Source organism: Candidatus Dormiibacterota bacterium (assembly GCA_036495095.1).
In the GTDB taxonomy this organism is placed as follows: domain Bacteria; phylum Chloroflexota; class Dormibacteria; order Aeolococcales; family Aeolococcaceae; genus CF-96.
This window is the reverse complement of the sequence record DASXNK010000145.1, coordinates 1-20,626: the sequence shown is the minus strand read 5'-3', so window position 1 is coordinate 20,626 and position 20,626 is coordinate 1. Positions and strand designations below refer to the sequence as shown.

Sequence of the window (20,626 nt, the reverse complement as noted above, 5' to 3'; positions counted from 1 at the left end):
CCGAGGTCCACGGCCCCCAGGCGTTCTCCCGAGTCCGGTTGGGTAGTGGGTGATCCGAGCCGTTCTTGGAGGATCCGACCGTGTTCAGCTGGAGCCGGTGCCAACGCTGCGGCCGCTGTCGTGCGAGCGGGCAGCGGGCGTCATGACCAGGACGACCGGCCTTCTCGGTCGGGCGACCCTCGAGCTGCGCCGCTCGGTCGACCTCGCGGCCCGTGACGGCGAGCCGCGGCGCCGGCTCCGTGGCCTGGTCAACAGGATCGACGAGGTGATCCGGAGCTGCGAGGAGACGCACCTCCGCGGGCTGCCCACGGTCACCGACGACCTCGCCGGCCACGCCGCCGAGGTGCACAGCCACGCCCGGGCGGTGATCGAGGGCACCACCGCCGAACGTGTGTCCATGGAGGAGTGGGGGATCCCCGAACGAGTCGACCAGCTCATGGACCAGCTGTGGGCGCTCCAGGAGTGGGCGTTCAACCGGCTCGCACCCTGGCGGCGGGAGCTCGAGGCCGCGGACAACGCGTGATCGACGCCGGCGCTCAGCCGGCGGGCGCCGCGCGGAGGCGATGTCATCGCACCGGACGTCCCACGGCCGGCCTGTGAACCCGGTTCCCAGGATCGGGAGGTTTCGGCAATGGGCCGGCGACCCAGGTGGATCGGTGCCGGTGGGCGCGAACCCCGCATTTGTGGAGGCCATACCCATGGACATCCTCGTCGAGGTGAAGCCGGATCCGCGGATCGGTGAGGTGGTGCAGAACGGGGCGCTCACGGACAGGCTCTCGAGCCGGATCGACGAGATCGGCGAGAGCCTCACCGAGGTGGCCACCTCGCTGCACCGCCGTCTGGAGAGGGATCTCGCGGTTCGCCCCGCGGGCGCCTGGGAGCTCGGCCGGGTGGAGATCGGCTTCTCGATCGACCTGCGCAGCGACGGTGGGGTCATCGTGGCGCGGGAGTCGACGAGCCCGGGGTTCAAGGTGTCGTTGACCTGGACCCCGCCGGTGCCCGCGTGACCGGCGGGCGGGCGAACACACGCACCGAGAACCCGGTTCACACCCGGGCCGGCGGTTCGGCCGTGTCGCGCACGGGTAGCTGGGCCGCGTGATCGGGACGAGCTCGTCGACGGCACAGTCCGAATCCACGGCGGGTCGCGAGGAGGCGCGTGGGCGGCGCCCCGTGATCCTCGCGATCGGCGAGGACCGCGAGACCCTGCGTGCCCTGACCCGCGAGCTGCGCCACCGCTACCACCGATGCTTCCGGATCCTGCGGGCGCACGGCGGCGAGCAGGCGCTGGCGACGCTGCACCGGCTCAGCGATGCCGGCACGCCGGTGGCGCTGGTGATCGCCCAGCAGGGCACGGCGTCGGCGCTCGAGCTCCTCACCCAGGCGCGCCGGCAGCAGGCGGGGATCCGGGCGGTGCTGCTCGTCCCGTACACGGAGACCGAGTCGGCGATCCAGGCGATCGACACCGGGGCGATCGACGACTACGTCGTCGAGCCGTGGCAGCCGGCGGAGGACCGGCTGCTGTCGGTGGTCGACGACCTGCTCGACGACTGGAGCGCCGAGCATCCTCCGCCTGCGGAGATGGTGCGCGTGGTCGGGCACCGGTGGGACGCCGAGAGCCACCGCGTCCGCCACTACCTCTCCCGCAACCAGGTGCCCTTCGCCTGGTACGACCTCGAGGGGAATCCCGAGGCGCACCGGCTCCTCGAGTCCGGGGGTGGCGAGGGCTCCACGCTTCCGCTCGTGCTCCTGCCCGGCGGCGTGGAGCTGTTCAACCCGTCGAACGAGGAGCTCGCCGGACGTCTCGGGCTGTCCGCGCGCACCGACACGCCCTTCTACGACGTGGTGATCATCGGCGCCGGTCCCGCCGGGCTGGCCGCAGCCGTGTACGCCACCACCGAGGGTCTCAGCACCGCGGTGGTCGAGCGCGAGGCCCCGGGAGGACAGGCCGGGCTGAGCTCCAGGATCGAGAACTACCTGGGCTTCCCCGCCGGGGTGAGCGGGGGCGAGCTCACCCGCCGCGCGCTCGCGCAGGCGAAGCGCTTCGGCGCGCACATGATCACCCCGCGGACCGTGACCCGGCTCGAGGTCTCGGACCCCTACCGGGTGATCCACGACACCGACGGCGGGCGCCTCACCGCCCGTGCGGTGGTGATCGCCAGCGGCGTCCACTACCGCCGCCTCCCGGCCGATGGCGCCGACCGTCTCGAGGGCCGCGGCGTCTACTACGGCGCCGACGCCGCCGAGGCGATGCTCTGCGCGGGGGAGGAGGTCGCCGTCGTCGGTGGGGGCAACTCCGCCGGGCAGGCGGCGCTGCACATCTCCGGGTATGCGCGCCGCGTCCACCTGCTGGTGCTCGCCGATCGGCTGACCCAGGACATGTCCAAGTACCTCGTCGACCGGATCGAGCGGACGCCGCAGGTCGCGGTGCACCTGCAGTCCGAGGTCGTCGCGGTCGAGGGGGACGACCATCTCACCCGTGCCACCGTGTGGCATCGAGACAGCGGTGAGCGCGAGGTCCTGCCGGTGACGTCGATGTACGTCTTCATCGGCGCCGAGCCATGCACCGACTGGCTGGCGGACACGCTCGAGCGCGACCCGCGCGGCTACCTGCTGACCGGGCTCGACCATGCACGGCGGGGCCTGGACGGCGGCGACGGGAGGGAGCGCGACCCGTATCTGCTCGAGACCAGCGTGCCCGGGGTGTTCGCGGCGGGCGACGTCCGCAACCGGTCGATGCGGAGGGTCGCGGCGGCGGTCGGCGACGGCGCCACCGCCATCTCCCTCATCCACCAGTACCTGCGGCAAGGAGAGAGGCGATGACCACCACCGGATTTCTCACCGATGTGAAGACGTTGCGCCAGCGCGCCCGGCAGCACATCGAGTGCGGAGCGATCACCGACGCCTACGGGGCCGACCGCGAGCGCGTCATCACGGTGCTCAACGAGGTGCTCGCCACCGAGATCGTCTGCGTGCTCCGCTACAAGCGTCACTACTTCAGCGCCAGCGGGCCCAATTCGACCGCGGTCGCCCAGGAGTTCCTGCAGCATGCCAACGAGGAGATGATGCACGTCGACCGGGTCGCAGCGCGGATCACCCAGCTGCGCGGGGAGCCGAACTTCAACCCCGAAGGGCTGACCACTCGCGCCCACTCCGAGTACATGGAGGGCGCCCACCTCCTCGACATGGTGCGCGAGGACCTCGTCGCCGAGCGCGTCGCCGTCGCCAGCTACCAGGAGATCATCCGCTGGCTCGACGACAAGGACCCGACCACGACGGAGATGCTGCGCGGCATCCTCGCGGTCGAGGAGGAGCACGCCGAAGACATGCTCACCATCCTCCAGGAGCACGGGGCGTCGGCCGCGCTCTAGCGGCTCCGGAGAGGGGTGTGAACCTGCTTCACACCCCCTCCGGCCGGGCCATGGCGCCAACGAGGATGTCGGCCGTCCGCGCTCGACCAGGCCCGCGAGGCCGCCGGCGACCGCGACGTCCGCATCGCGGGCGGCGGCGCGACGATCCTGGAGTACGTGAACGCCGGCCTGATCGACGAGTTCTCGATCGCGCTGTCGCCGGTGCTGTTCGGCTCGGGTATCCGCCTGTTCGAGGGCGTGGACGCGCGCCGCGTGGCCCTGGTGCCGGTCCGCGCGGAGCCTTCCCCGAGGGTGGCGCACCTGACCTACGCCGTCCGGGAGCGGTAGGCGCACGGTGGGCGTTTCGCGGCCGCCGTCGCGAGGGTAATGGCCGACCACCGTCCCCCGCACAGGAGGCCCTTCCATGCTGAACGACCCCATCATCGGGAGCGACCCCGTCGTCCGCATCGTCGCCGAGGCGTCGCGGTACTGGTGGCTCCACCTGATCCGGGGTGTCGCCGCGGTGATCTTCGGGCTGATCGCGATCGCCTATCCCGGCATCACCGTTCTCTTCCTCGCCGTGCTGGTCGCCGTCTGGGCGTTGATCCTCGGCTTCACCGAGATCACCCAGGGATGGCGGCTGCGCCAGATCAACCGCCGTTTCCACACGTGATCGACGGACGACCGGAAGGGGGCCGCCGCGCCCCCCTTCCCCGTGGACCCGCGGTCAGCCGGTCAGTCCCTGCTCGTCCTTCAGGCGCTCGATGACGGGATCACGCTCGGGCACCCAGCGGGTCTGATCGAGGTCCCAGCGCTCGAGCACGAGGTCCCGCGCGAGGCTTCTCGCATGCTCCCGGAGCGGCGCCGTCGGCGCCTCCGACGTGATCAGGATCAGTCCACGGAAGTAGAGCTCGCACTTCTCCCGGGTGTCCTCCAATGCGACCCAGCCGTTCTCGCGGCTGCGCAGCCGGTGGTGCGGCGGCGGCAGCGCCTCCGGTGGCGCGGGGTGGAGCCGGATCAGGTTGGTGACCCCGCGCACCCCGGGGACCGCACCCACCACCCGCTCGGCCTCCCGGCGTTCCCACTCCCAGTTGAGCTCGCCGCCGAGGGTGACGTGACCGCCGGCCACCTCGACGGTCAGCCCCTCGGGGATCTGGTCGTCGTAGCGCAGGGCCACCTCGACGGCACGGGCGATCGCGGTGTCGGCAGCGTGGATCTCCCGAGCCATGGGCACTCCCTACCCCGAATGGGGGGTGGTGTGAACCAGGTTCTCATCGTCCTGACCGGTCTCGCCGCGCTCGGGGCGACGCCGTCGTGCTCGTCGCAGACCCCCACCCCGCCGATGACCGAGAAGGCCCCCACCCGGACCGCCCCGATCCGGCTCGCGGAGCGCTCGTACACGCTGTGGGCCGAGCCCGACTCCGCGATTGTCACCCTCGCCGCTCCGGATGGGCGGGTCTACACCGACCTGCCGCTGACCGTCTCGAGCGGGACGGCGTTTCCCCGCGGCGTTCACGCGCACACCGAGGCGCGCGACGGCGCGCTGCAGGTGGGGCTGAGCGATGCCGCCGGCGCCCCTCTCCAGGAGGCGGTCCTCCGACCGTCGGCGGACGCCTTCACGGTGTCGTTCTCCATCGCCGCCAGCGCCGCCGACACGGTCACGACCGCATTCTTCGACGACGGCGTGCGGGGGCTGGACATGGCCACGATCGACACCGGCTTCACCCCGGACCCCAGGGTGCCCGCAACCACCGCGACACCGACGGTCTCGACCGTCGGGTGGCGACCGTTCGCGCCGCCGCCGATGGCCCTCGAGCTCCACGCCGCGCCGGGCTGGATCGGCATCGGGCTGGCGGAGATCCCGAGCGCCACCACCATCGGTCTCGGCCGCGACGGCGCGGTGACCGTCGACTATCCGCGGCGGTTCGTCGACGAGGGCGCCGACCTCGGGGCGGGGCCACCCGAGCATGGCGTCGTCCGCTTCCCGAGCTTCGCCGTCACCGTCGCTCCCGACCCGTGGAGCGGCCTGCACGCGTACCACGACGTCCTCGAGCGCATGGGGATGGCGACCCCGTCCCGCGACCGCCCGAGGTGGTGGTCGCAGCCGCTCGTCTCCACCTGGGGGGAGCAGGTGGCGCTCCACGCCGAGCGGGACAGCCCTCGCTTCACCGCCGACTGGGTGCGCCACTTCGTCGCCAGCTGGCGGCGGCGGTACCACGTGGACCGGTTCACCGTGATCATCGACTCCCGCTGGCAGGCGAGCCTCGGCGTCCCCGCGGCGGACGGCCCCCGCTTCGGCGGCAACGACGGGCTGCGCCGGCTCATCGACGGCCTGCACGCCGACGGGCTGCGCGTCCTCCTCTGGTGGCCCCTCTGGGTGCACGGCGCCGTCCGGCCACCGAGCGACACCCTGCAACCGCCGAGAGCGGGACCGCCGCCGATCGTGGACCCCACCCAGCCCGGGTTCGCCGCCGAGATCGCACGGACCATGACGACTCTTCTCGGTGGCGCTTCGGGTGAGCTGAACGCCGACGGGCTCAAGCTCGACTGGACGTATGCCATCCCCCCGCCCGGGCGGCTCTCCCGGCCCGAGGCCGCGTCCGGCGCGCTCGCCCTCCACCGCTACCTCGACGGGCTGTACACCGCGGCGCACGCGGAGCGCGCCGACGCGCTGATCGACGGCGGAGCGGCCGCGCCGCAGTTCACCGGCGTCGAGGACGCGGTGCGTCTCTACGACTCCTGGAGCGAGGCCGACTGGGACCGGAGGGCCAGGATCGTCACCGCCGCCGATCCGGGGCTGCTCATCGACGGCGACGGCTGGGACGCGATGCCGGAGGACGTGATGGTCCACGCGATCTCGAGCACCGTGTACGGCACGCCGGCGATGTACTTCGACACCACCTGGGCCGACGGCCGGTCGATCCCCGCGAGCCTCGCCGCAAGGGTCGGCGCGGTGCTCTCGCTCGCGACCTCCAGGGGGACGGGCGTCGCCGAGTCGGTTCCGGGCGGTGACTGGCGGTACGTCGAGGGCGGTGCGGTCACCGCGCGCTCCTTCGACGGGGAGCGCGGCATCGTGGTCCGGCCGCGGTCGTGCACCTCGCCCTGGCGGGCGACCGCGATCTCGGCGGTGACCGGGCGTACGACCGTGCCGATCACCGGTGCGCAGCTGCTCTCCGCCGTCGACACGACCGGGCACCCGGTCCCGGCGACGCCGGCGGCGCAGGGGGTGGTGATGACGATGAGCGAGGGCGCCGTGTACACCCTGACGTTCGCCGGCGGCTGCTGACCTCCGCCTGCTGGGCGCCGCGCACCCTGGGGCCAAATCGCGTGAACCCGGTTCACGGACCCTACGCCGGCTCGGGTTTGGCGCCGTCGCAACCCCGGGTAGTGCCCCCAACACCCCCTGGAGGAGCGACCAGCGATGAGGCGACGCCATCCCGAGTGGGAGGCCAGGATCGACGAGGGAGGTCGTGGCATGACACCGCAGAGGCAGACCACCTGGCTCCAGGGGCCCCGATCGCCGGAGCAACCTGGTCCTCGCAGGCGGGTGCCTCTCAGGTCGTGGGTGGGCCTCCTCCTCCTGCTCCTCGCCTGGAACACGCTGCTGGTCCTCGCCGAGCGGCCGCCGAGCACCGCGGAGGTGCCCTACAGCGTGTTCCGCGACCAGCTCGTCCGCAACCAGGTGTCGAGCGTCGTCTTCCACGGCGACAACCTCGAGGCCACCCTCCGCCACGACATCCGCTGGCCCAACGTCAATGGGGCGCCGGCCTATTCGCACGTGCAGACCAACCTGCCGCCGCTCACCGACGACCAGCTGCTGCCGCTGCTGATCAAGAGCAACGTCGAGATCTCCTCGACCGGGCCGCCCGGACAGGCGCTCTTCGGCTTCCTCAACGTTCTCAGCGGCCTCGCCACCCTGGCGCTCCTCGGCTGGATCGGCTACCAGGGGGCGACCGGCCAGCGGATGGCGCTCGGCGTCGGCAGGAGCCGCGCCCGCCTCTACACCGAGGAGCGGCCGACCACGACCTTCAGGGACGTCGCCGGGGTCGACGAGGCCAGGGAGGATTGCCAGGAGATCGTCGACTACCTCCGCAACCCCCAGCGCTACCTTCGTCTCGGCGCGCGCATCCCGCACGGGGTCCTGCTCACCGGGCCCCCCGGCACCGGCAAGACGCTGCTGGCACGGGCGGTGGCGGGAGAGGCGAACGTGCCCTTCTTCGCCACCAGCGCCACCGAGTTCGTCGAGATGTTCGTCGGCGTCGGCGCGTCCCGGGTCCGCGACCTCTTCGAGCGGGCGAAGCAGATGCAGCCGTCGATCATCTTCATCGACGAGATCGACGCCATCGGCGGCCGGCGGTCGATGAGCCTCTCGATCGGCAACGACGAACGGGAGCAGACGCTCAACCAGCTGCTCGTCGAGATGGACGGGTTCGAGAAGGACACCGGGGTCATCGTCCTCGCGGCGACGAACCGTCCCGAGATCCTCGATCCGGCGCTGCTCCGTCCCGGGCGCTTCGACCGCCAGATCACCCTCGGCCTTCCCGACCGCGACGGGCGTCTCGAGATCCTGCGGATCCACACCCGCCAGGTGCCGCTCGGAGCTGACGTCGACCTCGAGGCGTGGGCGCGGCGCACCCCCGGGTTCAGCGGCGCCGACCTTGCGAACCTCGTGAACGAGGCGGCGCTGGCCGGCGCCAGGGCGGGTCGCGAGATGGTCACCGAGGCGGACCTTCGCGAGGCCCAGGAGCGCGTCCTCCTCGGCGCCCGCCGGCGGCTGGCGATGACCGAGGACGACCGGCGCCGTGTCGCCGTCCACGAGGCCGGGCACGCGCTCGTCGCCTACTGGAACGCCGATGCCGATCCCCCCGAGCGGATCTCGATCGTGCCCCACGGACGCGCGCTGGGGGTGACCCAGTTCGCGCTCGAGGACCGTGTCAACGTCACCCGCGCCTACTGCCGCGCGCGGCTCGCGGTCGGCGTCGGCGGCAGGGCGGCCGAGCTCATCGTGCTCGGCGACGTCAGCTCGGGCGCGGAGGACGACCTCCAGCAGTCGACGACGCTGGCGCGGCGGATGGTCGAGCGCTGGGGGATGGGGGAGGAGCTGCCTCCGGTCTCGCTGCGCGCGCGCGACCCCGACGAGCCCCCGTCCGTGTTCGGCGGCATCGCCGGCAGCGCCGAGCTCGCCGTCGCCGCCGATCGCGAGGTGCAGCGGCTGATGGCCGCTGCCGACCGGACCGCACAGGAGCTGCTGAGCAGCCACCGTGAGGCCTTCACCACCGTGATCTCTGTGCTCGAGGAGCGCGAGTCGATGAGCCTCGACGAGCTCCGGGAATGCATCGTGTCGGTCCCCGCCTCACCGGTGCGCGAGGTGGAGCGCGTGGGAATCGGAAGCAACTCTCCGGTGGCGACCTGAGGAGAGGAGGACCAGACGATATGGCCAAGACCGTCGGAATCGACCTGGGCACCACCAACAGCGTGATCGCGGTGATGGAGGGCGGCGAGCCCACCGTCATCCCCAACGCCGAGGGGGGCCGGACCACGCCCTCGGTGGTCGCCTTCACCCGCACCGGCGAGCGGCTCGTCGGGCAGGTCGCCCGGCGGCAGGCTGCCGTCAACCCCGAGAACACCGTCTACTCGATCAAGCGCTTCATGGGCCGCAGGATCGAGGAGGTGCAGGAGGAGACCAAGCAGGTCCCGTACAAGGTCGTCGCCGGTCGCGACGGCCGCGTCGAGATCGAGGTGATGGGGCAGCGATACACCCCCGAGCAGATCTCGGCGATGATCCTGCAGAAGCTGAAGGCCGACGCCGAGGCCTACCTCGGGCAGAAGGTCACCGACGCGGTCATCACCGTCCCGGCGTACTTCAACGACGCCCAGCGCCAGGCGACGAAGAACGCCGGCGAGATCGCCGGTCTCAACGTCGTCCGCATCATCAACGAGCCGACCGCGGCGGCGCTCGCCTACGGCCTCGACAAGAAAACGAACGAGAGGATCCTCGTCTGGGATCTCGGCGGCGGCACCTTCGACGTCTCCGTGCTCGAGGTCGGCGAGGGCGTCGTCGAGGTGAAGGCGACCAACGGCGACACCCACCTCGGCGGCGACGACTACGACCGCCGCATCGTCGACTGGCTCGCCGACGAGTTCCGCAAGGACAACGGCATCGACCTGCGCAAGGACCGCCAGGCGCTGCAGCGGCTCACCGAGGCGGCGGAGAAGGCGAAGATCGAGCTCTCCCAGCGGGTGGAGACCGACATCAACCTCCCCTTCATCACCGCCGACGCCAACGGTCCGAAGCACCTCCAGTACACCGTGACCCGGGCGAAGTTCGAGCAGCTGACCGCCGACCTCACCGAGCGCTGCCGCAAGCCGTTCCAGGAGGCCCTGAAGGACGCCGGGCTCACCCCCAAGGACCTCGACGAGGTCATCCTCGTCGGCGGCGCGACCCGCATGCCGGTGATCCAGAACCTGGTGAAGGAGCTGACCGGCAAGGAGCCGCACCGCGGCGTCAACCCCGACGAGGTGGTCGCCATCGGGGCCGCCATCCAGGCGGGGGTGCTGACCGGAGACGTCAAGGACGTCCTGCTCCTCGACGTCATCCCGCTGAGCCTCGGGCTGATGACCGAGGGCGGGGTGATGACCAAGATCATCGAGCGCAACACGACCATCCCCACGTCGAAGACGCAGAGCTTCTCGACCGCCGCGGACAACCAGACGAGCGTCGAGATCGTCGTCCTCCAGGGCGAGCGGCCGCTGGCGCAGGACAACCGCGTGCTCGGCACCTTCAAGCTCGAGGGCATCCCGCCGGCTCCGCGCGGTGTGCCCCAGATCGAGGTCACCTTCGACGTCGACGCCAACGGCATCCTCCACGTGACCGCGAGGGACCGCGCCTCCGGCAAGGAGAACCGGGTGACGATCACCGGCGCCACCACCCTGTCGAAGGACGAGGTCGACCGGATGATCCGTGAGGCCGAGGCGCACGCCGAGGAGGACCGGCGCCGGGCCGAGGCGGTCGAGGCGCGCAACCAGGCGGACGCGATCGCCTACCAGGCCGAGAAGGCGCTCCAGGACGCCGGCGAGCGCGTGCCCGGCGACCTGCGCGGCGAGATCGAGTCGAAGGTCCGCGCGGTGCGCGACGCGATCACGAACAACGACCTCGAGATGATGCGGCGCACCAGCGCCGACCTGCAGCAGAGCCTGTCGAGGATCGGCGAGGCGGTGCACGCGGCCACCGGTGGGCGGTCGTCGGGCGGCAACGGCTCCGGCGGAGAGGCCGCCCAGGGATCGGCGACCGCCGACGATGTCGTGGACGCCGAGTTCAAAGAGGTCTGACGAGGAGCCACGCCCGGAACCTCTCCTCTCCATTCGGAGGGCGGCGGACCGTAGCCGCCGCCCTCCTCTGGGGTCGGTGACGGGCACGGCTCAGGGAGGCCCGGACGTCATGGACAACGCACGCGACGGCAGGATCGGCGAGGCCGAGGCGCCCGCCGGCCAGGGACCCGAGGAAATTCTGGACGACCGCTACCTGCGGCTCTCCGCAGATCTGCAGAACCTGAGACGGCGGGCCGAGATCGAGCGCGCCGAGCTGCTGCGGTTCGGCGTCGAGCCGCTGAGCCGCAGCCTGCTGCCGGTGCTCGACAACCTGCGCCGCGGCCTCGACGCCGCGGCGCCGACCGACCCGCTCGTCGTCGGGCTCCGCCAGGTGTTGCGACAGTTCGAGGAGGTGCTCGCCGCCCAGGGAGTGGTGCCCGTCGAGACCGTCGGACAGCCCTTCGATCCGGGCCGCCACGAGGCGGTGCTCACCGACGAGCGCCCCGACCTCGACGAGGACACGGTCACCACCGAGCTGCGTCCCGGCTACCGGCTCCACGAGCGGGTGCTGCGACCCGCGCAGGTCGTGGTCAGCCGCCGTCCCGCGAACGGCGAGCGCGCCACCGGCCAGGATGCGACCGGGGACGGGACCGGGGTCAGCGACCGAGAACCGTGATCCGCACCGCCGAGCACCCGGCCCCAAACGCGCCGGGCGGTTTCGCCGTCGGTGTCGACGGGGTAGGGGCGACCCAGGAGGTGAAGGCGAGATGCGACTGGACCGTTTCACCGAGAGATCGCAGGAGGCCCTGCAGGCGGCGCAGCAGCTTGCCCAGAGCCTGCAGCACCCGACCGTCGAACCCGAGCACCTGCTCCTGGCCCTCCTGGAGCAGCCCGAGGGGCTGGTGCCCAACCTGCTGCGCCGTCTCGAGGTGCAGCCCGAGCCGCTGGCCGCGCGCCTGACCTCCCTCCTGGAGTCCCGCGGCAAGCAGCTCGGCGGCCAGGAGCCCGGGATCGGCAGCGCGCTGCGTGCCGTCCTCGTGTCCGCCTTCGACGAGATGAACCGGCTCAAGGACGAGTACGTCTCGAGCGAGCACCTCCTGCTCGGCCTGGCGGCGCAGGAGACCGGCGAGGCGGCACGCATCCTCAAGCAGGCGGGCGTCACCCGCGAGCGCATCTACGGCGTGCTCGAGGCGGTGCGGGGAAAGCAGCGGGTCACCGACGCCAACCCCGAGTCGAAGTACGAGGCACTGGCGAAGTACGGACGCGACCTCACCGAGGCGGCGCGCCAGGGAAAGGTCGATCCCGTCATCGGCCGCGACGAGGAGATCCGCCGGGTGATGCAGGTGCTCTCCCGGCGCACCAAGAACAACCCCGTGCTCATCGGCGAGCCCGGCGTCGGCAAGACTGCGATCGCCGAGGGGCTGGCACAGCGGATCGCCACCGGTGACGTTCCCGAGGGCCTCAAGGACAAGCGCGTCGTCGCCGTCGACCTGGGCTCGATGGTTGCGGGGACGAAGTACCGCGGCGAGTTCGAGGATCGCCTCAAGGCGGTGCTCCGCGAGGTGACCGAGAGCGAGGGCCAGATCATCCTCTTCATCGACGAGCTCCACACCATCGTCGGAGCCGGCGCCGCCGAGGGCGCCATGGACGCGGGCAACATGCTGAAGCCCGCACTGGCCCGCGGCGAGCTCCGCTGCATCGGCGCCACCACCCTCGACGAATACCGCAAGCACATCGAGAAGGACGCCGCGCTCGAGCGCCGCTTCCAGCCGATCATGGTCGAACAGCCCTCGGTCGAGGACACGATCAGCATCCTGCGCGGGCTGAAGGAGCGCTACGAGGTCCACCACGGCGTGCGCATCACCGACTCGGCGATCGTCGCCGCCGCGGTGCTCAGCAACCGGTACATCACCGACCGCTTCCTCCCCGACAAGGCGATCGACCTCATCGACGAGGCCGCCTCGCGGCTGCGCATCGAGATCGACTCCATGCCCACCGAGCTGGACGTCGTCGAGCGCGAGATCCGCCAGCTGGAGATCGAGCGTGAGGCGCTGCGCAAGGAGACCGCCGCCGCGTCGAAGGAGCGGCTGGCCGCGCTCGAACGCGAGCTGGCGAACCTTCAGGAGGCGGCGCGCGGCATGCGCGACCGCTGGCAGATGGAGAAGGGCTGCATCGAGAAGATCCGGGAGATCAAGGAGCGCATCGAGCAGGTGAAGATCGAGGCCGAGCGCGCCGAGCGGCTCGCCGATTTCGGCCGCGCCGCCGAGCTCCGCTACGGCCAGCTCACCGAGCTGCAGCGCGCCCTCGAGGAGGGGCAGCAGCGGCTCGGTGACATCCAGCAGGACAAGCCGCTGCTCAAGGAGGAGGTCGACGAGGAGGACGTCGCCGAGGTCGTCGCGAAGTGGACCGGCATCCCCGTCAGCCGGATGCTCGAGAGCGAGATGCAGAAGCTCCTCCACATCGAGGAGAAGCTCCACGAGCGCGTGGTCGGGCAGGAGGAGGCGGTGGCCGCCGTCGCCAACGCGGTGCGCCGCGGTCGCGCCGGGCTCTCCGACCCCAACCGGCCGACCGGCTCCTTCATGTTCCTCGGCCCCACCGGGGTGGGGAAGACGGAGCTCGCCCGCGCCCTCGCCGCGTACATCTTCGACGACGAGCACGCGATGGTGCGCCTGGACATGAGCGAGTACATGGAGAAGCACACCGTCGCCCGCCTCATCGGCGCGCCTCCCGGGTACATCGGCTACGACGAGGGCGGCCAGCTCACCGAGGCGGTGCGCCGGCGTCCCTACTCGGTGCTCCTCCTCGACGAGATCGAGAAGGCCCACCCCGACGTCTTCAACGTGCTCCTGCAGGTGCTCGACGACGGCCGGCTCACCGACGGGCAGGGCCGCACCGTCGACTTCCGCAACACCGTGGTGATCATGACGAGCAACATCGGCTCGTCCCTGATCGCCGACATCGGCGCCGAGTCCCCGGAGGTGGTGCGCGCGCAGGTCCTCGAGGTGGTGCGCCAGCAGTTCCGGCCGGAGTTCCTCAACCGCGTCGACGAGATCATCATCTTCCGCAGGCTCGACCGCGCCCAGCTGCGCCAGGTGGTCGAGATCCAGCTGCGGGCGCTGCGCGAGCGGCTGCTGTCCCGCGGGCTCACACTCGAGGTCAGCCCGGCGGCGCTCGACCTGCTCGCCGACGAGGGCTACGACCCGACGTACGGCGCCCGTCCGCTGAAGCGCGTCATCCAGCGGAAGCTCCAGGACCCGATCGCGATGGGCATCCTCGAGGGTCGCTTCCACGAGGGCGACACCCTCGACGTCGGCGTCGTCGGCGGCGACCTGGTCCTGAATCCCCGTCACCCGGAGCGGGACGTGGAGGAGGTGATCGACGCGGAGGTGGTCGAGGCCTGAGGGTCCTGGCAGATCAGATCGGGGCGACGAGCTCCCGCTCCCCCGCCGGCGCCAGGACCCGGTCGAGCACCTCGTCGACGGTGTCGACGAACTCGATCCGCCTGCGCTCGCGCACCTCGGCGGGGATGTCGACGAGGTCGCGCTGGTTGCGGCGCGGCAGGAGCACGCCCTCCACCCCGGCGCGATCCGCGGCGAGCACCTTCTCCTTCACCCCGCCGATGGGGAGCACGAGACCGTGGAGGGTGATCTCCCCGGTCATCGCCCAGCAGCGGTTCACCCGCCGCCCCGTCGCCGCCGAGACGAGCGCGGTCGCCATCGTCACCCCCGCCGACGGCCCGTCCTTGGGCACCGCCCCGGCGGGGACGTGGAGGTGGAGGTCGTGCCGCGCGAAGAAGTCCGCGGGCAGCCCGAGCCGCTCGGCGCGCAGCCGTGCGCAGGTGATCGCGGCGCGCGCGGACTCCTGCATGACGTCGCCGAGCTGACCGGTCAGGGTCAGACGTCCGCTGCCGGGGACCACCGCCGCCTCGACGCTCAGCACCTCGCCGCCGACCGGCGTCCAGGCGAGCCCGGTCGCGGCGCCGATCGACGATTCCTCCTCGATGCCGATGTCGTCGGCGCGCTCCGGGCCGAGCCACTCGACCAGGAGGTCGCGGGTGACGCGCACCGGCTCGGTGCGTCCCCGCAGCCGCTCGCGCGCCACCTTGCGGCAGCAGGCGGCGAGCTGCCGCTCCAGCTGGCGCACCCCGGCCTCCCGCGCCCAGCCGCGGATCAGCTCGCTGAGGACGCCGTCGTCGATCTCGATCGCGTCCTGGGGCAGCCCGTGCTCGCACAGCACGCGGGGAAGCAGGTGGCGGCGGGCGATCTCGCGCTTCTCCGCCTCGGTGTAGCTGCTCAGCTCGATGATCTCCATGCGGTCGCGCAGCGGGCCGGGAATGGTGTCGAGCTGGTTCGCCGTGCAGACGAAGAACACCTGCGACAGGTCGAAGGGCAGGTCGAGGTAGGTGTCGGTGAAGCTCGAGTTCTGCGCCGGGTCGAGGACCTCGAGGAGCGCGGCCGCAGGGTCTCCCTGGTAGCCGAGGCCAAGCTTGTCGACCTCGTCGAGCATGAACACCGGGTTGCGGGCGCTCGCCCGGCGCATCCCCTGGATGATCCGGCCGGGCAGCGCGCCGACGTAGGTGCGCCGGTGGCCGCGGATCTCCGCCTCGTCGCGGATGCCGCCCAGCGAGGCGCGCACGAAGGGCCGGTTCATCGCTCGCGCCATGGACTGGCCGAGCGAGGTCTTGCCGACGCCGGGCGGACCGAGCAGGCAGAGGATCGGTCCCCTCGCGCCGCCGCGCAGGGCGACCACGGCGAGGTGGTCGATGATGCGGTCCTTGACCTTCTCCAGCCCGTGGTGGTCCTCGTCGAGGACGCGGCGGGCGGCGTCGAGGTCGATCTCCACCGGTGGGGGAGGGCCCCAGGGGAGCGACAGGATCCAGTCCAGCCGGGTGCGCACGATCGCGTACTCGGGCGACGCCGCGTTCAGTCGCTCGAGACGTGAGAGCTCGCGCTCGACCTCGGAGCGCACCTCGGGGGAGAGGTCCGCCGCCTCGGCCTGGCGCCGCAGCTCGGCGACCTCCGCCTCCTGGGGGTCGAGCTCGCCGAGCTCGCGCTGGATCGCCTTCAGCTGCTCGCGGAGCAGGTACTCGCGCTGCTGCGCCCCCGCGCGTTCGCTCGCCTGGTGCTGGATCTGCTGGGACACCTCGAGCAGGCTGCGCTTCTGCTCGCAGAGTCGCAGCACCAGCTCGAGCCGGGCGACCGGATCGATGGTCTCCAGCACCTGCTGCCGGTCCGCCGCGGAGAGCTCGAGGACACCGGCGACGACGTCGGCGAGCTCCCCGGCATCGTTCTGGTTGGCGGCCATCACCGCCGCCTCGTCGGGGATCGTCGGCGACATCTGGACGACGGCGCGCAGGCTGTTCAGCACCGCGTCGCGCAGCGGGTTGCCCTCGAGCGATGCCCGGGGCACCTCGATCGGCCGCACCCTCTCCCGGAGCACCGGCTCGGTGGCGACGACGTCGAGGCGGCGCACCCGGGCGGTGCCCTGGATGAGCAGCCGCACCCCGCCGGTGGGCAGACGCACCAGGCGGGCGATCCCCGCCGAGACGCCGATCGCCGGGGCGGTGTGCGGGTTCGGCGCCGAGCTCTCGGAGGCGCCCGGGCCCGCCCAGTGGAGCGCGAGTGGACAGCTCTCGGCCGCCGCCGCCTCGACCGCCGCGACCTGCGGTCCGCTCACCTCGAGCGGCCCGAGCAGCCCGGGGAGGACGGCCACGGTGGGCAGCAGCAGCGCGGGGAGGACCTGCTCGCCCGGCATCGCGATCGGGGGCGTGATCTCGCTCATCGCCGGTCCTCGGAGACGGTGACGGCGACCTGCACGGGCACCGCCGCGCTCTTCGGCACCCGGACGACGAGCTGGCCGTCGGCGAGCCGCGTTCCCACCCCCTCCATGTCGCAGCGCGCCGGCAGCCGGATGCGCCGCAGGAAGCGTCCGCGCGGGCACTCGAGGAGCATCGGCCGCGCCTGCGGGGGCAGCTCGACGATCCGCCGTCCGGCGACGGTCAGGGTGGTGCCGAGAACGGTGAGGTCGATGTCGTCGGCGGAGACCCCGGCCAGGCAGAGGACGAGGAGGAACTCCTCGGGCGTCTCGTAGATGTCGAGGTCGGGCCTCCACTCGATCCCGGGCTCGTCGCCGGTCTCGTCGGCGAGCTCACCGAGCCGGATGGGATCTCGACGCCAGACCAGCATCGCCTCTCCTCCTGGAAGGTCTCCCCGGAAGGCCTAGGAACGGCCCGCGGCGGACTGGACGAGAGCGCCCTCGATCCAGCGCTCCAGCTGACTCCCCGGGAGCGCCCCGACCTGCCGCGCCACCGGCCCGCCGTGGTCGAGGACGAGGAGCGTCGGGACGCCCCGCACCCCGAAGCGCTCGGCGACTCGCGGGGCCTCGTCGACGTTCACCTTGACCACCTTGAGGCGGCCCGCGAAGGTCTGGGCGGCCTTCTCGACGTGTGGAGCCAGCATGTGACACGGCCCGCACCAGGGCGCCCAGAGGTCGACCAGGACGGGGAGGTCGCTGTCGACCGCGACCCGGTCGAAGTCGGCGTCGCCCGCGGCCACCAGCCACGGGAGCGGGTTGTGGCACCGGGCGCAGGTGGGCTTGCCCCGCGCGGCGTTGGGGACGCGGTTGGTGCTGCCGCAGGTGGGGCAGGTGATGACCTGCGCGGCGGGCCGGCCGTCGGTGTCGGTCATGCGCGGTGGAATACCTCGGAATCCTCGATGCTCAAACATGGGTCCCGACCGGAGGGAGGTGTGAACCGGGTTCCCACTCGACACTCGGAGGGCTGGCTGCTGCCGGTCGCGGTGGTGATGATCGGCAGCTTCATGGCGGTGCTCGACACCAGCATCGTCAACGTCGCCATCCCCACCATGCAGGTCGAGCTCGGCGCCGCCGCCGACCAGGTGCTCTGGGTGGCGACCGGGTACACCCTGGGGCTCGGCGTGGTGGTGCCGCTCAGCGGCTGGCTGGCCGACCGCTACGGGCTCGACCGCGTCCTCAATGCCGCGCTCGCGCTGTTCGTCGCCGGCTCGGCGCTCTGCGGCCTGGCCACGAGCATCCAGGAGATGATCGTCTTCCGCATCGTCCAGGCCGCCGGCGGCGGCCTGCTCCCGGCGGTGTCGCAGGCGATGGTCTACCGGATCGTCCCGCGCGAACGCATCGGCACGGCGATGGGCGTCTTCGGCCTCGGGGTCATCTTCGCGCCGGCGATCGGTCCGACCCTCGGCGGCTGGCTCGTCGAGTACGTGAGCTGGCGGCTCATCTACTTCATCAACGTCCCCATCGGGATCGCCGCCATCGCCCTCTCCCTGATGGTGCTGCCGCGGTTTCCCACGGTCTCGGGCCAGCGCCTCGACCTGCTTGGCTGGCTGACCGTCTCCGCTGGACTGTTCGCGCTGCTGCTGGCATGTTCCGAGGGCGAGCGCTGGCACTGGGACTCCTACGGGATCCGCCTCCTGCTGCTGCTCGGCGTCACCTGCCTCGCGATCTTCGTCGTCGTCGAGCTGTCCGTCGAGCAGCCGATGCTCGACCTCCGCGTCTTCCGATCACCGGCGTTCTCGATCTCCGCGGTGCTGATCGCCGTCCTCGTGATCGGTCTCTTCGCCTCCCTGTACTTCATCCCGCTCTTCCTCCAGCAGGCGCAGGGCCTCGGCCCGTTCGAGACCGGCCTGACCCTGCTCCCGCCGGCGCTGGTGACGGTGGTGATGATGCCCCTCTCCGGCTGGCTCTTCGACCGCATCGGTGCACGCTGGCCGGTGGCGATCGGCGTCCTCCTGGTCGCGCTGGCGTCGTACCTGATGCACTCGATCGCGGTGGAGACACCGCGGGCGACGATCATGGGATGGATGGCGATCCGCAACCTGGGGATGGGCCTGTCGTTCATGCCGCTGATGGCCGCCGCCATGTCGACGCTCCCCACCGCGCTGGTGGTGCGGGCGAGCGCGATGCAGAACATCATCCAGCGGGTCGCCGGGGCGCTGGGGCTCGCCGTGCTCGGCTCGATCCTCGCCCAGCACCAGGCCCAGCAGTTCGCCGACCGGGCGGCGCTGCTCCCCGCCGTCGACCCCGGCTTCCCGCTGCTCCAGCAGATCGCCTCCCAGGGGCGGGCGGGCGTCCTCCTCCTCTACAGCGTGCTCCAGGTGCACGTCTTCGCCGGCGCCCTCGGCGACGTCTTCCTGCTGACCGCCGGCATCACCGCGCTCGGCGCGCCGCTGGCGCTGATGCTCCCCGACCGGACGGCGCGGCGGGCCGCCGCACCGATGCCGGTGGCCGCAGCAGGCGCGGTGCCGGCGGCGGTGGCGTCAGCCGACCCGGAGGGGGGCGCGGACGGTGCGGTCCCGCTCGACGCCGCCTGGATCCCAGCGCCATGGAGCCAGGAACCGGTCGGCCACGGCCGGTCCCCGGGTCGCCGCCGCGTCGAACGCCACCGGCGGAGGCGATCCAAGGATCGGGTCGAGGGAGCGGATCAACGGGGTGCGGCCCCCGACGAGGGCGTCGTGGAGCAGCCGCTCGCCGGCGCCGGCCGGCGCCGGCGGTAGCTCGCGCCGGGCGAGGTCGCCGGAGGCGCCGACGGTGAGGATGTCCTGGTCGGGTGGCCGCCTCGCGCTCATCGCCCGGGGTCCAGGTGATATGGCACCGAGGTGACCACGGTGCCGGAGTGGAGGCGGAGCAGGCTGCGCACCCGCAGCGCCAGGTGGTCGTGCAGCGGGTGCTGCCACCACCGCGTCACCGCGAGCTCGGGGAGGATGCAGGTGATGGTGAGGTCCGGGCGGGGCCGGTGGAGCGCGCGGACGTAGTTGGCGATCGGCGCCGCGATGATGCGGTATGGGGACATGATCACCTCGAGCGGGACGTGCTCGCCCCACGCGGACCAGCAGAGCTGGATGCGCTGGACGTCCTCCTCGTCGGTGGCGACGTGGAGCGCGAGCACGGGCTGGCCGAGCGAGACCGCGTAGGCGAGGGCGCGCAGCGAGGGGAGGTCGAGCCAGGCGATGGGGACGAGCAGCAGGTGGACGATCTCGTTCGGGGATTCCACCTGTTCGGCGGGAGGGAGGCCGCGCTCGCGCGCCGCCTGCGAGGACGGCGAGCCCGAGATGCGCTCCGACGGCGGCGGCGCCTTCGGCGAGGTGAGCCGCTCCACGGCGACGTAGTAGCGGTGGATCCGCGAGAGCAGAAGGGTGATCAGGGGGATGAGGACCACGATCACCCACGCCCCCTCGGTGAACTTGGTCACCGCGATGATCACGAGCACGCAGCCGGAGAGCGTGGCTCCGAGGGCGTTGACCGGAAGGCTGCGTGCCCATCCGGGCTCGCGCCGCCGCCACCAGCGCACCGTCATCCCGCTCTGCGAGAGGGTGAAGGCGATGAACACGCCGACGGCGTAGAGCGCGATCAGCCGGTCGGTCGCCCCATGGAAGGCGACCAGCAGGGTCGCGGCGGCGACTCCGAGGACGATGATGCCGTTGCTGTAGGCGAGGCGGTCACCGAGGCGCAGGAACAGCCGCGGCGCGTACCGGTCGCGGGCGAGGAAGAAGAGCAGCCGGGGGAAGTCGCTGAAGGCGGTGTTCGCCGCGAGCACCAGGATGAGGGTCGTCGCCGACTGGATGTACCCGTAGACCACGCCGCGGCCGAAGGTGTGGGAGGCGATCTGCGACAGCACCGTCTCCTGCGGCGAGGGCAGCGCGCCGTCGAGCCGCGCGAGCACCGTGATCCCCGAGAACATCACCACCAGAAGGCCGATCATCAGGGTGAGCGTGGCGCGCGCGTTCCGCCACTCCGGCGGCCTGAAGGCGGGGACGCCGTCGGCGATCGCCTCCACCCCGGTCATCGCCGAGCAGCCTGAGGCGAAGGCGCGGAGCACGAGCAGCGGGCCGAGGCTCTCGGCGGCCGGGATGTCCGGCACCGGCGCCACCCCCCATCCGCTCGCCGCGGCCCGGACCAGGCCGACGGCGACGAGCAGGAGGATGCCGGCGACGAAG

At 72.0% G+C, this 20,626-nt stretch carries 16 protein-coding genes and 1 pseudogene; 12 read left to right on the top strand and 5 right to left on the bottom strand.

Annotation, left to right across the window (positions count from 1 at the left end):
• Window positions 1-142: 142 nt before the first annotated feature.
• The 6 genes and pseudogenes from VGL20_14845 to VGL20_14820 all read left to right on the top strand — a co-directional run bounded on the left by VGL20_14845 (window position 143) and on the right by VGL20_14820 (window position 4,020).
• Window positions 143-523, top strand: a complete 381-nt coding sequence (locus VGL20_14845; protein ID HEY2704961.1) for a hypothetical protein — start codon at window positions 143-145, stop codon at window positions 521-523.
• A 175-nt stretch (window positions 524-698) separates the two neighbouring features.
• Window positions 699-1,007 (top strand): CU044_2847 family protein, encoded by a 309-nt coding sequence (locus VGL20_14840; GenBank protein HEY2704960.1) that lies wholly within the window; start codon window positions 699-701, stop codon window positions 1,005-1,007.
• 163 nt (window positions 1,008-1,170) lie between these two features.
• Window positions 1,171-2,820: an FAD-dependent oxidoreductase gene (locus VGL20_14835; GenBank protein ID HEY2704959.1), complete on the top strand. Its 1,650-nt coding sequence runs from the start codon at window positions 1,171-1,173 to the stop codon at window positions 2,818-2,820.
• Entirely contained in the window at window positions 2,817-3,368 is a 552-nt protein-coding gene (locus VGL20_14830; protein HEY2704958.1) for a ferritin-like domain-containing protein, read from the top strand. The genes VGL20_14835 and VGL20_14830 overlap by 4 nt, the downstream gene beginning before the upstream one ends.
• 75 nt (window positions 3,369-3,443) lie before the next feature.
• Window positions 3,444-3,695 (top strand): annotated as a pseudogene (locus VGL20_14825) (dihydrofolate reductase family protein).
• Between the two features lie 76 nt (window positions 3,696-3,771).
• Window positions 3,772-4,020, top strand: a complete 249-nt coding sequence (locus tag VGL20_14820; protein ID HEY2704957.1) for a DUF308 domain-containing protein — start codon at window positions 3,772-3,774, stop codon at window positions 4,018-4,020.
• 54 nt (window positions 4,021-4,074) lie between these two features.
• On the opposite strand, the gene VGL20_14815 is transcribed toward VGL20_14820, so the two are convergent.
• Window positions 4,075-4,575, bottom strand: a complete 501-nt coding sequence (locus VGL20_14815) for a BON domain-containing protein (protein ID HEY2704956.1) — start codon at window positions 4,573-4,575, stop codon at window positions 4,075-4,077.
• Window positions 4,576-4,605: 30 nt separating this feature from the next.
• Between VGL20_14815 and VGL20_14810 the strand changes: the two genes are divergently transcribed.
• The 5 genes from VGL20_14810 to clpB all read left to right on the top strand — a co-directional run bounded on the left by VGL20_14810 (window position 4,606) and on the right by clpB (window position 14,056).
• A complete protein-coding gene (locus VGL20_14810) occupies window positions 4,606-6,633 on the top strand; it encodes a hypothetical protein (protein HEY2704955.1) in 2,028 nt (675 codons plus the stop codon).
• Between the two features lie 279 nt (window positions 6,634-6,912).
• Window positions 6,913-8,760 carry an ATP-dependent zinc metalloprotease FtsH gene (ftsH, locus tag VGL20_14805; protein ID HEY2704954.1) on the top strand — a complete coding sequence of 616 codons (1,848 nt, stop codon included), beginning with the start codon at window positions 6,913-6,915 and terminating at the stop codon, window positions 8,758-8,760.
• Window positions 8,761-8,780: 20 nt separating this feature from the next.
• Window positions 8,781-10,676, top strand: a complete 1,896-nt coding sequence (gene dnaK, locus VGL20_14800) for a molecular chaperone DnaK (protein ID HEY2704953.1) — start codon at window positions 8,781-8,783, stop codon at window positions 10,674-10,676.
• 109 nt (window positions 10,677-10,785) lie between these two features.
• Window positions 10,786-11,331, top strand: a complete 546-nt coding sequence (locus tag VGL20_14795; GenBank protein HEY2704952.1) for a nucleotide exchange factor GrpE — start codon at window positions 10,786-10,788, stop codon at window positions 11,329-11,331.
• Between the two features lie 91 nt (window positions 11,332-11,422).
• Entirely contained in the window at window positions 11,423-14,056 is a 2,634-nt protein-coding gene (gene clpB, locus VGL20_14790; protein HEY2704951.1) for an ATP-dependent chaperone ClpB, read from the top strand.
• Between the two features lie 13 nt (window positions 14,057-14,069).
• Here the strand turns inward: clpB and lon are convergent, their stop codons facing one another.
• Genes lon through trxA form a run of 3 tightly spaced genes read right to left on the bottom strand, consistent with a single transcriptional unit; the run spans window position 14,070 to window position 17,341 of the window.
• Window positions 14,070-16,436: an endopeptidase La gene (gene lon / locus VGL20_14785; GenBank protein ID HEY2704950.1), complete on the bottom strand. Its 2,367-nt coding sequence runs from the start codon at window positions 16,434-16,436 to the stop codon at window positions 14,070-14,072.
• A complete protein-coding gene (locus VGL20_14780) occupies window positions 16,433-16,840 on the bottom strand; it encodes an Hsp20/alpha crystallin family protein (GenBank protein HEY2704949.1) in 408 nt (135 codons plus the stop codon). The genes lon and VGL20_14780 overlap by 4 nt, the downstream gene beginning before the upstream one ends.
• Window positions 16,841-16,873: 33 nt before the next feature.
• A complete protein-coding gene (trxA, locus tag VGL20_14775; protein ID HEY2704948.1) occupies window positions 16,874-17,341 on the bottom strand; it encodes a thioredoxin in 468 nt (155 codons plus the stop codon).
• 60 nt (window positions 17,342-17,401) lie between these two features.
• On the opposite strand from trxA, the gene VGL20_14770 reads away from it, so the two are divergent.
• Entirely contained in the window at window positions 17,402-19,186 is a 1,785-nt protein-coding gene (locus tag VGL20_14770; GenBank protein ID HEY2704947.1) for a DHA2 family efflux MFS transporter permease subunit, read from the top strand.
• Between the two features lie 68 nt (window positions 19,187-19,254).
• Here the strand turns inward: VGL20_14770 and VGL20_14765 are convergent.
• A partial coding sequence (locus tag VGL20_14765) for an APC family permease (GenBank protein ID HEY2704946.1) occupies window positions 19,255-20,626 on the bottom strand: 1,372 nt, incomplete at its 5' end.